We start from the raw sequence: 14,349 nt of genomic DNA on the forward strand, positions 1-14,349 counted from the left end.
AGCGGTGTGTCATTAACAATGATGTCGACTGATACACCGCCTTCGCGAGCAGGCTCGCTCCCACAGGGGATTATCGTCGAATCAGGCAGCACGCTCCTCGCCAGGGCTACGCTCGAAGTAGCGCTTATATTCACGGCTGAACTGCGACGTACTCTGATACCCCACCCGATGCGCCACCTGCGCCACCCCCAACCCTTCAGCCACCAACAACGTCTGCGCTTTCAACAACCGTAAACGCTTCAGATACTGCACCGGCGACAACAACGTGCTGCGTTTGAAATGCTCATGAAAGGTCGACACGCTCATGTTCGCGCAACTCGCCAGGGTCTCGACATTCAACGGCTCGGTGTAATGCGCATGCAGATGACTGATCGACGCCGCCACCCGCGCGAATTGTCCTTGCTGCTCCACCAACGCGCGCAATACATCCGCTTGCGGCCCGCGCAAGGCGACGAACAACAACTCGCGCACCCGCGCCGGCCCCAGAATCTGACATTCCAGCGGATCATGCAGGCAACTGAGCAAGCGCTCGACACAGCCGCGCATTGCATCATCGAGCACCACCGAGGTCATCGACTCCGGCGTCTGCGCCGGGATATGCCGCCCCGGCGCCAGCCCCATGGCCAACACCAGCTCACCGAGCAAGACCCGATCGATCGCCACCGACACGCCCAGCAACGGCGCATCCGGCAAGGCAAACGTCTCGCATTCGAACGGCACCGGCAGCGCCTGGATCAGATAGTGCCCGGCACCGTATTCCATGGTGCGCGGCCCGAGAAACGCCAGTTTGCTGCCCTGGGCGATGATCATCAGGCTCGGCTCATAAATGTGCGGGCCACGGGCAACGTCGCAACTGGCGCGCAACACCTGCACACCCGGCAACCCGGTCTGGCTATAACCATCACGCAGCGCCAGCGGTTCGATCAGCGAAACCAGCCGGGCATTGGCATCAAGATGACGGGTCAACTGCATCGAATTGCTCTTCACAAAAAAACACGAAAATAAGGGATGAAAGCATCATCGCAGATCCTTTTGCCAATGCGACCGATCAAACCCGTATGCCGGAGGATTAGGCATGAGACCCGGAGGAATCGTCATGGCCGGACCGACAGTCGGCGCCCAGAATGCGCCGCCTCACTTGTTCCTGCTTTTGCGAGGTTTCACATGTACACCGCCATCGGTTATGCCGCCCAATCGGCCACCACCCCCCTCGCCCCGATGAAATTCGAACGCCGCAGCCCTCGCGCCGACGACGTAGCGATCGAGATCCTGTATTGCGGCGTCTGCCACTCCGACATCCACCAGGCGCGCAACGAATGGGGTATCGCCGTTTACCCATTGATGCCGGGCCACGAGATTGTCGGAAAAGTCACCGCGATCGGTGCGAATGTCACCCGACACAAAGTAGGCGATCTGGTCGGCGTCGGCTGCATGGTCGACTCGTGCCGCACCTGTGAAGCCTGCCAGTCGAACCTTGAGCAATATTGCCTCGAAGGTCCGACCATGACCTATGCCACCCCGGACCGGGTCGACGGCAGCAACACCATGGGCGGTTATTCGGACAGCATCGTCGTCAGCGAACACTTCGTTGTGCGCATCCCGGAGAAACTGGCCTTGGCAAGCGCTGCGCCAATCCTCTGCGCCGGCATCACCACCTACTCGCCGCTCAAGCACTACGGGGTCAAGGCCGGCGACAAGGTCGGGATTCTCGGCATGGGCGGTTTGGGCCACATGGGCATCAAGTTCGCCAAGGCCATGGGCGCCGAAGTGACATTGTTCACGCGCTCGGCGAGTAAAGCGGAAGAAGGTCGTCGTCAGGGCGCCGATCATGTGATCGTCTCCACCGACGCCGAGCAAATGAAAGCCGCTGCCGGTTACTTCGACTTCCTGCTCGACACCATTCCGGTGCAGCACGATCTGAATCCGTACCTGGACACCCTGCGGTTCGACGGCGTGCACATTCTGGTCGGTCTGATCGAGCCGATTGATCCACCGGTACACGCCGGCAAACTGGTGATGAGCCGTCGCGTGCTGGCCGGCTCGTTGATCGGTGGCATCGCTGAAACCCAGGAAGTGCTGGATTTCTGCGCCGAACACAACATCACCTGCGACATCGAAATGCTCGACATCCGCCAGATCAACGAGGCTTACGCGCGCATGATCGCTGGTGACGTGAAGTACCGTTTCGTGATCGACATGGCGACGCTCAAGGTTTAAATCTTTAGACCGAGTTCCGCCGAGAGCCGGGCTGTGACCCCTTTGATCAGGGGAATCAGCTCGGCCATTTTTTCCAGCGGCATGTACGGCACGGTGCTGGCGATACTGATCGCCGCCACGATGCCCTTGCTCGCATCCCGAATCGGCGCCGCCACGCAGCGGATCGACGGCTCGTTGTCCTCCAGATCGAAGGCGTAGCCACCGGCGACGTACTCGGTCATGCGCTGCTCAAGCTGTTCCCACGACTGCTGGGGATGTTGCGGCCAGAACTGACTTTTGCCACCCGCCGGCAGGCTGATGTCGTACAGACGTTGCCAATCTTTCGGCGAGTCATCGAGCATCAACGCCTTGCCGATCCCGGTGCGGGCCAGCGGCATGCGATGGCCGACCCGCGAACGCATTTCCGGGCCATTGCGCCCCGGATTCTTCAGCAGATACAACACTTCATCGCCTTCACGAATCCCTAAGTGCACAGTGTCGCCGGTCAGTGCCGACAACTCGTCCAGATAGGGCGCGGCCAAGGTCACCAGCGGCAACTCTTCGCGCGCCTGAAAACCCAGTTCGATCAGCTTCGGCCCGAGCAGGTAACCGATTTGCGGCACCACGCGCAGGTAGCGCTCGTCGACCAGGCAACTGGCCAGGCGATGGGTGGTGCTGCGCGTGGTGCCGATCAGCCGGGCGATCTCCTTGAGATCGCGAGCGCCACTGGCGACAGCTTGCACCACACCCAAACCGCGCAACAGCGTTTGCGTGCCGGTGGGCGCGGCGTCCTTGGTTTTTTCCGGGGCGTCTTCCTGCATATCCAGCCTTTACCGTTGAGCGAGGGAACGGGCGGCATTATGGTCGCCCGACGCAGACCACTACAACTCGATACGCTCGACCTTGCCGACCAGCAGCACGTAGGACAACGCACCGATCAAGGCGAGAACCGCGATGTAGGTGATCGCCGGGGCGAACGAATCGCCGCTGGCAAGGAAACCGATCACGATCGGCGTGGCAATCGCCGACAGGTTGCCGATGAAGTTGAACACCCCGCCGGTCAGCCCAAGCAACCGCGCCGGCGCTAGCGTCGACACCAGCGACCAGGTGATCGAGGCCAGACCGTTACCGAAAAATGCCAGCGCCAGAAAGGCGATCACCAGCGGCGTCGACTCAACGAAGTTGGCACCGATGATCGAGGTGGAAATCAGCAAACCGCCAATGATCGGCAACTTGCGTGCAAAACCCACGGTGCAGCCGCGACGGATCAGGAAATCGGAAAAGAACCCTGAACACAGCACGCCAATAAACGCGGCGAGAAACGGCAGCGAAGCCAGCAGGCCGGACTTGATGAAGTCCATGCCGCGATACTTCACCAGATAAGTCGGGAACCAGGTGAGGAAAAACCACAGCGTCGAGTTCAGACAGAACTGACCGAGGTAGATGCCCCACAACTTACGCTTGGTCAGAACGATGCCCAAATCGGTCCAGCTGAATTTGGCTTTGACCTTGGCCGTTTCCTGCTGAATATCGACCAGACCACCGCCCTCGCGGATCAGGTCGATTTCCGCATCGTTGGCGCCTTTGAAATCCCGCGGCTCGCGATACACCGCGTACCAGATTGCTGCCCAGATGATGCCCACCGCGCCAGTGGCGACGAACACCATGTGCCAGCCAAATTCGTGTTGTAGCCAGGCCAGCACCGGGGTCAGGAATGCCAGGCCGACGAACTGCCCGGAGGTGTAGAAACCGATCGCGGTAGCGCGTTCACGCTCGGGGAACCAGGTCGTCACCACACGGCTGTTGATTGGATAAGCCGGTGCTTCCAGCGCACCGACCGCCATGCGCAGTACGAACAGCGCAATGAAGCTGGCCGCGAAACCCAGCATCACCGTGGCCAGCGACCACAGCAGCAACGCGACGCTGTAAAGAATACGCGGCGGCACGCGATCGACCAGCCAGCCGCCGGGGATCTGCATGGCGGCGTAGGTCCAGCCGAAGGCGGAGAAGATCAGGCCGACGTGAATCGGGTCGATGCCCAACTCGCTGGTCAGCGCCGGCGCGGCAATCGACAGGTTGCTGCGGTCGAGGTAGTTGATGACCACGGTGATAAACAGCAACACCATGATGAAAAACCGCTTGCGGCTGGGCGTGACTAAAGACGCCTGCCCGGTGAGGGTTTGCGGTTGCATGGGGAGAGCCTCTTTTTATGTTTATTGAGGTCGGCCTGAGGCCTTGCACAAATCCCTGTAGGAGTGAGCCTGCTCGCGATAGCGTCTTGTCTGTCCCATCAATGCTGGATGACACACCGAATCGCGAGCAGGCTCACTCCTACATTTGAACTGTGTTGAATCCGGCAGTACTCACCACTCGGCAAAGCTGCCATCGGCGTGGCGCCAGATCGGGTTGCGCCAGCGGTGCCCGACGGCCGCGCGCTCGATCACGTATTCCTCATTGATCTCAATGCCCAGGCCAGGCCCGTTGGGGATCTTCACGAAGCCTTTGTCATAATCGAAGACCCGCGGATCCTTCACATAGTCGAGCAAGTCATTGCTCTCGTTGTAATGGATGCCCAGGCTTTGCTCCTGGATAAACGCGTTGTAACAAGCCGCGTCCAATTGCAAACACGCGGCCAGCGCAATCGGCCCCAGCGGGCAGTGCAGCGCCAGCGCGACGTCGTAGGCTTCGGCCATGTTGGCGATCTTGCGGGTTTCGGTGATACCGCCCGCGTGGGAGGCATCCGGCTGGATGATGTCGACGTAGCCTTCGCTCAACACGCGTTTAAAGTCCCAACGCGAGAACAGCCGCTCACCGAGAGCAATCGGCGTACTGGTCAGCGGCGCCAGCTCTTTCAACGCTTCATAGTTTTCGCTGAGCACCGGCTCTTCGATAAACATCAGTTTGTAGGGATCGAGTTCCTTCATCAGCACCTTGGCCATCGGCTTGTGCACACGGCCATGGAAGTCGACGCCGATGCCGACGTTCGGCCCGACCGCATCACGCACCGCAGCAACGTTGGCCAGCGCCAGATCAACTTTCTCGAAGGTATCGAGGAACTGCAGCTCTTCGGTGCCGTTCATTTTCACTGCGGTAAAACCACGGCTCACCGCCTCTTTCGCCGCACGCGCGGTGTCGGCCGGACGGTCGCCGCCGATCCACGAATACACGCGAATTTTGTCGCGCACCTGGCCACCGAGCAGATCGCTGACCGACACGCCGAGGGCCTTGCCCTTGATGTCCCACAGCGCCTGGTCGATACCGGCCAGTGCGCTCATGTGAATCGCGCCGCCACGGTAGAAACCGCCGCGATAGAGCACGGTCCAGATGTCTTCGATATTGCGTGGGTCTTTGCCGATCAGGTAGTCGGACAATTCTTCAACGGCAGCCGCGACGGTGTGCGCGCGTCCTTCAACCACGGGTTCGCCCCAACCGGTCACGCCTTCGTCGGTTTCGACCTTGAGGAAGCACCAGCGCGGCGGGACGATGAAGGTGGTGAGTTTGGTGATTTTCATCTTTTTATCTCTCTTATCAGATGCAGCGCACGCAGCGCCAAAAAGTCTTAGCGAAGCGCTTTCCAGGCGGCCACGTAGGCCTTGGCGTTCAGCGCCACTTGCTCCGGCGTCATGCCCGGTTTGAACAACCCGGAACCGAGACCGAAACCTTTCACGCCGGCATCGATAAACGCCTGCATGTTGTCCGGTGTGATGCCGCCGACCGGCGCCAGCACCGTCCCGGACGGCAACACCGCGAGCCAGGCTTTGACGACCGCCGGGCCCATCTGCTCGGCCGGAAACAGCTTGAGAATGTCCGCGCCCTCCTCCAGCGCCGCGAAGGCTTCGGTCGGCGTCGCAACACCCGGCGACAGAAACAGCCCCGCCGCTTTCGCCGCACGCAAGACCTTGGCGTCGCTGTGCGGCATGACGATCACTTGGCCGCCGGCTTCTTTCACCAGCTCGACCTGTTCCGGCGTCAACACCGTACCGGCACCGATCAGGCAATCGGCGGGCAAGGTCTTGCGCAAGATGCGGATACTTTCGTACGGCGAAGGGGAATTGAGCGGTACTTCGATGACGCGAAATCCGGCCGCATACAGGACTTCTCCGACAGCGGCGGCTTCCTGCGGATGCAGGCCCCGCAGGATCGCGATCAGACCGTTTTGCGCCAATGCTTGCTTGAGCATGTCAGGCCTCCAGTCAGGGTTAACGGGATGAGGTGTCGATCAGTCCGGCGGCCAGCGCCAGTTGCCACAGGCCACGCTCGGTGGCCTGTTCGGCCAGCGTCACGTCGGCGAAACCACAGGCGTCGAGGGCGCGGCGGTAGCGCGCACAGAGTTGCGCGTTGCCGATGAGGATGATCGAAGGGAGATTCGGGTTGTTGCGGCGACGTCGCTGAACCGTGGCAAGCGCCGCCAGTTCATGCCCAATCATCAGGCCGGACAGATAATCGGCCTGCGCCGTGGGGCTGAGTTCGCCGGTCAGGCCCAAGGTACGCGCGCTGAACAGCGTCGAGAGCACGCCAAGTTCGCCATCCGCCGACTGGGCAATCTGCACGCCCCGGTCAAACGCCTGGCCATCGAACGTTGCACTTTGCTGTTGGGTGCGACCGAGAATGCTGTGTTCGCTGAGCACGGCGAACACTTCGCCGGTCATGAAGGTGTCGAAATGGGTGATGCAGCCATCGACCACCTCTACCCACTTCGAATGGCTGCCGGGCAGCCCGATCAGCACATCATTGCCCGCCTCGACCGGCAGATTCTGCAGCACGCCGAGCACTTGGGTTTCTTCGCCGCGCATCACGTTCGGAAGACGCGAACGCTGAATCACGCCCGGCACGATATGCACTCGCGTGCCGCGAAGACTGATAACTGTTTGTAGGGAGTTTCCGAGATTGGCGACGTTCGCCGGTGTTTCGCAGTAGGCCGCTTCACGCCAGCCCTGCGCACTGCCGACCATGCCGCAAGCGATCACCGGCAGATTTGGCTGCGCATCAAGCCAGTCGCCACACGCCTCGTCGAACGCCAGTTCAAAACCGTCGGCGCATTCGCGACCGTTGATGACTCGCGAGGTCTTCGGCGGTTGCATGATCCCGGACGACAGCGCGCGCTGTTCCAGCACCACGCCGCCCGCAGCGAGTTTGTAAGCACGTAATGAGGTCGTCCCCCAGTCGAGCGCGATCAATTGCGCCAGCATCGCTTCACCTGTTTTGTTTTTGGCAGTGAGTGCGACGGACTATAGACCTCTCAGACGGCAAATCTCAATATGTAATTTTACATCCCATATTCCGGGACGGAATCAGTCCATTTTGTCCAACGCTGAACAACGTCCAGATCGTTGTTAATCAGGATCCTCAGCGATTCGTACTCGCTGGCCCCCACCTCATGCGTGTGGCCTTTGGCGTCCGTTATTCCGGGCTCTTGGCGTCCGTCACCGCGAATAATGGTGTACGCCGCGAAGGGGGCCGGGTTTTCCTCTGATCCCGAAACAACCTTCAGCTTTGTGTTGTTCGGTGCAAATGAGGCCAACATGCCGACATAGGGCACGTCGCTACAAAGTCCGAGGCTATCGATCTGGTCATATCCCAGCGCCAGGTCATAGCGCCAGCGCACGATGCAGACTGAGGCAGAAGGCAACAACGACCTCGGTTGATCGGACTGTTTGAGCGAAATGCGCGCGGGGGCCACGTGCGGATTTTCTATTGCGGCAATGAACCGCGATGTGGGCATGTACATGACTTTCGAGTAGTACGCCACGAACGGGAACGCGGTGATCACCACCTTGCACGGAATGTATGCCTGCGGCTTGAGGATCTGCACCAACTCAACCGGTCGGATGTGGTTACGACCGTCATTGACGGCGTGATTCTCGACACGGATATTCGCGAACATCTCATAGCGTCGATCGCCCTCGATCAAGCGCATGCCACTGACGATTCCCGAGGCTTCCAGGACGATTTCATGTTCGATGGAAAAGTCTGGATCACCGTTCAAAGAGCAATGGATCCAAGTGCCAATCTGGCCTTGCCGGCCATGGTTCCGGTACAAGTCAATGAGGTTTCGGTCAGACGTGAAGCGCAGGTCGTAAAAATTGGAAACTTCGTGATCGAGCGAAACGAACTCAAGCCTGGCCGGTGGAACGTTCAGGTGGAGGCAGGATGAACACGTTAAAAAACCAGCGATCAGTAGTAGCCGGAACCCTCTCAGCTTCATCAATCGCGCTTCCCCTGAATCGCACGCACGATGTCAGCTGCTGGAATGAGCATTGAATTCGAATAATACCCACCGAATGAATACGCAGAAGTGAACACCTTACAAGAGATGACATTACGCTGACTTAACACCAGTAATAATTCACTGGCAGGCATAAAAATATTTGATACACCCTCATCCTCCTTTTTAAACGAGGACAACCTGGCCACATAAACATGCCCCGCTTTAGATCCAGATCTATCAAGCTCAACAAAATCCCCCACCAAATACCGAGCCAACTTATCAAAATCTTTAAACTCGACATCCTTATCCAGAGAGCAGAATAAAGACTCGCCCAACTGACTTTCTCCGGTCGCATTCTGAAAAAAATTCAACAGATCAGTTTTCGAACCAAACTTAACACTTAAAGATGAGTGATCATCTCCACCACTGACAGAAATCAAATCAACATCAATGACCGGAAGAACCGGTTGCTTAGTGCAAGAACAGCACAGCAGCAGCGTCAGAAAAACAAACAACGACTTCATTTCGAAGATTCCAAATATTGACTCAAACGTTCATACACAATATCGCATGCCGATTTACCACCCTGTAGCGTAGCGCCAAACATGACACCCGCCTGACGATGATTGGCGTTTACCGCTTCGTTGATAGCTGGCCCAGATGTCATAACCCAACGTTCGCCCATGCTGGCAACGTTATCAGATGAATCCGTCACCGTAGGAGAAGCCAATACATTGACCCAATAATCTGCCGAGGGCTTAGGTGTCGTAAAGTATATATCTGACACCATCCAGACACCTGTACCACCGCCAACAGGATCAAGTGTTACTAATACCTTTACGGTGTAACCGCGTTCTTTCAAAATCGAAGTCAGATGTGCACCATTCCAACCACCCAAACTATGACCTACAACGACGATGTAGACCGATTTATCACCTTTCAAAGGACGCTCGGCGTACTTTTTAATATCTTTTTCACCGCGAACGTCTTTATAACTTATGTACGGCAGATTAACCTCAATTTTCTGCTCGTTAGTAAGACGCTTCTCTAACTGCTTCCATGCATTCATCACGTTATGATGCGGCGGTTCATTTTGATAGTATTCTTCCTTATCCCCAGCACCGCCAATAAAGAACACTGCAACTTTTTTAACTTTAACCGCAGCCTGCTTGACGGTCTGATCAGTCTTGCAGGTCAACTCATGACCAGCCACTTCAGTTTTACAATCGTTGAGTGCGGGATTTTCGACTTCCATTTCGATCACTCTACAAACAGTTTAATAGTTTCGGCCAAATGCGAACTGACCATATGGGTAAAGCCCTGTTCATCGGTGATGCCATGCTCAACACGCCCATCGCCTCGCTGAATCGCATAAGGGTGGTCGGGAATAGGTTCCCCCGTGGCTTCGTTTATCACTTGCATCCGATCATTGAAATGCACCGGCATCGGCAACAGCCCACTAAACGCCGCCCCGCCGCCACTCTGGCCGATAATCACCGTCCCCGAACCACCAACCACGACATTGCCGTGCCCGCCGGTGCTATCAAGGGTGGCGGCGTTCAGGCCGTTGATGAACACAGTGCCGGAGACAGCGCCGGTGATCGGACTGCCACACGCAGATTTATCAGTCATGCGCGCGGCGGCGAGGCCGTCGAAGAAGACGTTCGGCGAGCCGGAAACAATCGGGTTAGTGCCATGGCCCGGCAGTGGGCAGGCGGTCGGGTCGGTGACGCGGGCGGCGGGTTTACCACTCAATTCAAAGCTCCTTGCTTCAGAGATTCCGGATGCGGCTGATGGATATCGATGTCGGTCGCGGCGAAGCGCCAGCGGTTGTCGACGGGGTCGAACAATGCGTGGCAATGCTCACGGCTGTCGGGTGATGCGGCGGTTTGCAGGTGTCGCCAGGCTTCGTCGGTTTGCCAGGCCAGTTCGGCCGGCGAGGCGTCGTCGAGTTCGTTGAGCCAGGCGTTGTAGTTGCGCAGGTGATTACGCTCGTAAGTCGATTGCAGCAGTTCGGCCATTTGCGTACCGAGGTCGAGATGATGCCGGGCTGTCCACTGACCGATCTCGGAATAGACGTACCAGCCCATCGGCATCAACGCGCCATCCTTGAGCAGCGAATGCCCGACAGGGGCGACGAAACCGCAACAGATGTGCAGCATCAGCCAGCCTTGATGAGCGTCGATAAACGCCGTCGGATCGAAGGTGCGCAGCGGTACCACGCGGTAATCGGCGAGCCCGGCACTGCGCGTCATTAACTCGGCATCAAGGCGTGACACGAACGCACGAATGGCGCTGCCGCCCGTGCGATTTGTCATGCACAGAATGTCGACCGGTTGACGCTGGGGGTTGTCGGTGGAGCCTGAGTTTTTCACCAGGCCGTATAGACGCATTGACGCCCGTAGCCCGCTCATCGCTGGTCACTCGTTGACGCAGCGAAGACTCCACGGGCGTGGAGAAATAGTGCCGAAGGCATTGCAGGTGTCGTCCGTGAGCGCGCAAAAATGGCGCGTAGAATGCCGGACTAGAGCGTTGGCGACAATCGAATTAGCATTGGATGGCCATCATTGCGATCAGCCTTCGGCAAACTCGCGCAGGACCTGGCCGTCCATGCGGTAACGCACCCACTCTTCCTGGGGTTGCGCGCCGAGGGATTTGTAGAAGTCGATGGCCGGCGTATTCCACTCCAGCACGCTCCATTCGAAACGACCGCAATCATTGTCGCAGGCGATTTTCGCCAAGTGCCGCAACAAGGTTTTGCCGGCGCCGCCGCCACGTTGCTCCGGGGTGATGTAGAGGTCTTCGAGGTACAGGCAGTTGCTGCCCAGCCAGGTCGAATAACTGAAGAAGAACACGGCGAAACCGATCGGCAGACCATCGCGCAGGCAAATCAGGCCATGGGCGGTGGCGCCTTCGCCGAAGAGGCTGCGTTCGATGTCGGCAACGCTGGCGATGACTTCGTGGCGGGCCTTTTCGAAATCTGCCAGTTCGGTGATGAACGCGAGGATTTGCGGTGCATCGCTGGGAGTCGCCGGGCGGATCTCGATCGACATGGACGGGCCTTGTTGGAAAATGGAAAGCGCCATACTAAGGCGCCATTGCTTTTGTGGCGAGAGCGCTTGCTCCATCGCCACAAACACCCACCTCAACTGAAAGAGTGTTTATGTCTGCCAGCGCCTTTACTCCACTGATGACTCTTGCGGAAGATCTCCTGCTCCACGCCCTCGAACCCTCAGACGACGGTGCTCACGACCTCGCGCACCTGCAACGGGTTTGGCACAACGTGCGCACGTTGCAGGCCGAGGAAGGCGGAGATCTTGAAGTCCTGCTGGCGGCGGTGCTGCTGCACGATTGCGTCGCCGTCGAAAAGAACTCGCCGTTGCGCTCGCAGGCCTCGCGTCTGGCAGCGAAAAAAGCTTCGACAGTGCTGACCGACTTGAAGTGGCCAGAAGACAAAATCAACACCGTCGCCCACGCCATCGAAGCCCACAGCTTTTCCGCCAACATCACGCCAGTCACCCTCGAAGCAAAAATTGTCCAGGATGCCGACCGTCTCGATTCCCTTGGCATGCTTGGCGTCGCCCGCACCTTCTACGTTGCCGGGCGCATGGGCTCGGCTTTGTATGACCCACAGGATCCAGAAGCAAAACATCGCGATTACAACGACACACAGTTCTGCCTCGATCACTTCCAGACCAAACTGCTGCACCTCGCCGACGGGTTCCAGACCGCCGCCGGCCAGCGTCTGGCGCAGATCCGTCATCAACGCCTGAAGAGTTTCATGGAGCAGTTCAAGGAAGAGAGTGGGATCGCCTGAACGCATTACTCCGGCTCGCAACGATCCTGACTTCACCAAGCTCAGACCTAAATTTGGCGTCGGGCGTGTTAGATAGAGAACGCTCAATGCTTGCGATCAAGGAACCGCGTCAATGTCTCAAGCCACACCCAAGGTGTCGGGCAAGCTGTTCGGCTTGTTCTGCCTCGCCAGTTACTTGCTGTCGCTGTCCTACGGTTCGACGTTTCTGTTGTCGCTGTTGATCGGCTCGCGCGGCGGCAATGAACACGATGCCGGCAGCGTGATTTCTGCGGCGATGTTCAGCACGTTTGCGGCAGTGCTGGTGTCCGGGCACCTGTCGGATCTGCTCGGCGCGGCGCGTTCGATTGCGTTGTTCGGTGTGCTGCTGGTGGCGGCCAGTCTGGGCTTTGCGATGACGCCGGGGTTCGGTCATCTGTTGCTGTTTTTCGGTTTGTTGCTGGGGCTGGGCTGGGGGGTGTTTTACACCTTGGGGCCGATCATCGTCGCCAGTCTGGTGACCCCGGCGCAGCGGGCGAAATATTTTGCCTTGCTGTCGGGAAGCATGATGACCGGAATCGGCAGCGGGCCGTTGCTCGGAAGGGGGGCCAATGCGCTGGGCTTGCCGGTGACGTCGGCGTTCTATCTGGCGGCACTGGCGAGCCTGATCGGCGTGTTGTTGTTCTGGCGGCTCGGTACTCGCCTGCAAAGCCCCCAAATCATTTCCTCCGCCAGAATCACTTGGCGAGCGACCACTCAAGTGATCGGTTCCCGCGCGCTGTTCCCGATCATCATGGTCGGTCTCGGCGGTTGCGTGTTCGGTGGCCTGTCGAGCTTCCAGACCACTTATGCCGCTACCCGCTCGCTGGATTATTCGCTGTTCTTTCTCGGCTTTATGAGCGCGGCGATCAGCAGCCGGATGCTGATCGCAGGCTTCGTGGTCAAGCGTGATCCACTGCGCGCGTCGTGTCTGCTGTCGGGGCTGATGCTCGGCTCGATTGTGCTGTTTGCGTTCGGCGTACACAGCAGTTTCGCTTATCTGCTGGCGGCCGTGATGCTGGGTGTCGGTTACGGACTTACTTATTCGGTGATCAACGGACTGGCCGCCAACGAAGCACCGAATGGCACGACTTCGCAGGCGTTGCTGCTGTTCAGTCTTTCCTATTTCATCGGCGTTTTCGGCTTTCCATTATTGGCCGGGAAAATCATCGTTGAACACGGCATGGCGACGCTGCTACTCACGGTGTTGGCGGTCGCGCTGCTGAACTGGGTGATCACCCTCGGCCGATTACTCTGGCGCCGGATCAATGTCAAAACCGCGCAGGCTATGTAGACCGTTCGTCGATCATCAGGCACCAATCCAAAACCAGGGCAGACCAACAAAAGGTAAGGATTCCAATCACTGGAGAAGCCCTATGATTCCGTCAAGGTTGACCGCTCTTGTCTTCACCGTCCTGCTCTGCCCCGCAGCCTTCGCTGCAACCGCGGCAGGCACCGGCCCTACCGATCCAACCCCTCCGCGCGCCCCCGCCATCAACAGTGCCCCGGGCATGAACACCGATGGCTCTGGCGTGCCATTGATCAACCAGCCGCCAGCCACTGGCACCGATCCACGCACTCAAGGCAGTGATCCCGGTCGCCAGGGCGGCATGAACACGCCAGACTCCCCTGCCACACCCGACAACGCCGGCCCCGGCGTTGGCTCGAAAACCACCACCGGTGGCTCCGGCTCCGAAGGTGCCGGTCAGTAGTTCGCCGACGCGAGCGTCCTATTCAATCCAATGAAGAGGTAACCATGAACGTCGATAAAAACCTGGAAAAAGAAGTCCTCACCCGCCTGCTGCACGCCCATCCAAGTGGACTGGGCAAGGAGGTGCTGGACAATTACCGGGGCGAGAAAGTCGTGGCCAGCGCCCTCGCTGCTCTGCAGGAGCGCGGACTGATTCACCACGGTCATGTGACCTGCAACGAAGCCGGCGAACATTCGTTGCACCTGCCGATCAAGCTCAGTGCCGCGGGCGTTGAAGCGGCGCGCAAGCTCGATAGCTGACACCGTTTGAGCCTGTAGGAGATGCCGAAGGCTGCGATCTTTTGATTTTGACTTTTGAAAGCAAGATCAAAAGATCGCAGACTTCGGCAGATCCTAAACGCG

17 protein-coding genes are annotated in these 14,349 nt (G+C 58.5%); 5 read left to right on the forward strand and 12 right to left on the reverse strand.

What is annotated here, in order from left to right; genetic code table 11:
- Nucleotides 1-81: 81 nt before the first annotated feature.
- Nucleotides 82-972, reverse strand: coding sequence for an AraC family transcriptional regulator (locus BK670_RS22950; protein ID WP_123453181.1), 891 nt, complete (start codon nt 970-972; stop codon nt 82-84).
- Nucleotides 973-1,164: 192 nt separating this feature from the next.
- Between BK670_RS22950 and BK670_RS22955 the strand changes: the two genes are divergently transcribed.
- Nucleotides 1,165-2,217, forward strand: coding sequence for an NAD(P)-dependent alcohol dehydrogenase (locus tag BK670_RS22955; protein ID WP_123453183.1), 1,053 nt, complete (start codon nt 1,165-1,167; stop codon nt 2,215-2,217).
- Here the strand turns inward: BK670_RS22955 and BK670_RS22960 are convergent.
- The 11 genes from BK670_RS22960 to BK670_RS23010 form a co-directional block, all read right to left on the reverse strand.
- Nucleotides 2,214-3,017 carry an IclR family transcriptional regulator gene (locus BK670_RS22960; RefSeq protein WP_123453185.1) on the reverse strand — a complete coding sequence of 268 codons (804 nt, stop codon included), beginning with the start codon at nt 3,015-3,017 and terminating at the stop codon, nt 2,214-2,216. The genes BK670_RS22955 and BK670_RS22960 overlap by 4 nt on opposite strands.
- A 60-nt stretch (nt 3,018-3,077) precedes the next feature.
- Nucleotides 3,078-4,388, reverse strand: coding sequence for an MFS transporter (locus tag BK670_RS22965; RefSeq protein WP_123453187.1), 1,311 nt, complete (start codon nt 4,386-4,388; stop codon nt 3,078-3,080).
- A gap of 171 nt (nt 4,389-4,559) precedes the next feature.
- Entirely contained in the window at nt 4,560-5,708 is a 1,149-nt protein-coding gene (gene dgoD, locus BK670_RS22970) for a galactonate dehydratase (protein ID WP_007908327.1), read from the reverse strand.
- Nucleotides 5,709-5,755: 47 nt separating this feature from the next.
- Entirely contained in the window at nt 5,756-6,376 is a 621-nt protein-coding gene (locus tag BK670_RS22975; RefSeq protein ID WP_123453190.1) for a 2-dehydro-3-deoxy-6-phosphogalactonate aldolase, read from the reverse strand.
- A 19-nt stretch (nt 6,377-6,395) separates the two neighbouring features.
- A complete protein-coding gene (locus BK670_RS22980; protein ID WP_123453192.1) occupies nt 6,396-7,385 on the reverse strand; it encodes a 2-dehydro-3-deoxygalactonokinase in 990 nt (329 codons plus the stop codon).
- A gap of 77 nt (nt 7,386-7,462) precedes the next feature.
- Nucleotides 7,463-8,401, reverse strand: a complete 939-nt coding sequence (locus BK670_RS22985) for a hypothetical protein (RefSeq protein WP_123453194.1) — start codon at nt 8,399-8,401, stop codon at nt 7,463-7,465.
- Entirely contained in the window at nt 8,401-8,928 is a 528-nt protein-coding gene (locus BK670_RS22990) for a hypothetical protein (RefSeq protein WP_123453196.1), read from the reverse strand. The genes BK670_RS22985 and BK670_RS22990 overlap by 1 nt, the downstream gene beginning before the upstream one ends.
- Complete coding sequence (locus BK670_RS22995) at nt 8,925-9,659, reverse strand: alpha/beta hydrolase family protein (RefSeq protein WP_123453198.1); 735 nt, start codon at nt 9,657-9,659, stop codon at nt 8,925-8,927. Before BK670_RS22995 ends, BK670_RS22990 begins: the two co-directional genes overlap by 4 nt.
- 5 nt (nt 9,660-9,664) lie before the next feature.
- A complete protein-coding gene (locus tag BK670_RS23000; protein WP_123453200.1) occupies nt 9,665-10,159 on the reverse strand; it encodes a PAAR domain-containing protein in 495 nt (164 codons plus the stop codon).
- Entirely contained in the window at nt 10,156-10,818 is a 663-nt protein-coding gene (locus BK670_RS23005) for a hypothetical protein (protein ID WP_123453202.1), read from the reverse strand. The genes BK670_RS23000 and BK670_RS23005 overlap by 4 nt, the downstream gene beginning before the upstream one ends.
- A gap of 159 nt (nt 10,819-10,977) precedes the next feature.
- The gene (locus BK670_RS23010) at nt 10,978-11,457 is read right to left on the reverse strand and encodes a GNAT family N-acetyltransferase (protein ID WP_123453942.1); all 480 of its coding nucleotides are present in this window, start codon (nt 11,455-11,457) and stop codon (nt 10,978-10,980) included.
- A gap of 110 nt (nt 11,458-11,567) precedes the next feature.
- Between BK670_RS23010 and BK670_RS23015 the strand changes: the two genes are divergently transcribed.
- The 4 genes from BK670_RS23015 to BK670_RS23030 all read left to right on the forward strand — a co-directional run bounded on the left by BK670_RS23015 (nt 11,568) and on the right by BK670_RS23030 (nt 14,247).
- On the forward strand, nt 11,568-12,221 hold the full coding sequence (locus BK670_RS23015) for an HD domain-containing protein (protein WP_123453204.1): 654 nt from the start codon (nt 11,568-11,570) through the stop codon (nt 12,219-12,221).
- A 112-nt stretch (nt 12,222-12,333) separates the two neighbouring features.
- On the forward strand, nt 12,334-13,530 hold the full coding sequence (locus tag BK670_RS23020; protein ID WP_123453207.1) for an MFS transporter: 1,197 nt from the start codon (nt 12,334-12,336) through the stop codon (nt 13,528-13,530).
- An 82-nt stretch (nt 13,531-13,612) separates the two neighbouring features.
- Entirely contained in the window at nt 13,613-13,948 is a 336-nt protein-coding gene (locus tag BK670_RS23025) for a hypothetical protein (RefSeq protein ID WP_123453209.1), read from the forward strand.
- Nucleotides 13,949-13,992: 44 nt separating this feature from the next.
- Nucleotides 13,993-14,247, forward strand: a complete 255-nt coding sequence (locus tag BK670_RS23030; protein WP_123453211.1) for a hypothetical protein — start codon at nt 13,993-13,995, stop codon at nt 14,245-14,247.
- The last annotated feature ends 102 nt before the right edge of the window (nt 14,248-14,349 follow it).

The organism is Pseudomonas fluorescens, from assembly GCF_003732425.1.
Taxonomy (GTDB): domain Bacteria; phylum Pseudomonadota; class Gammaproteobacteria; order Pseudomonadales; family Pseudomonadaceae; genus Aquipseudomonas; species Aquipseudomonas fluorescens_BE.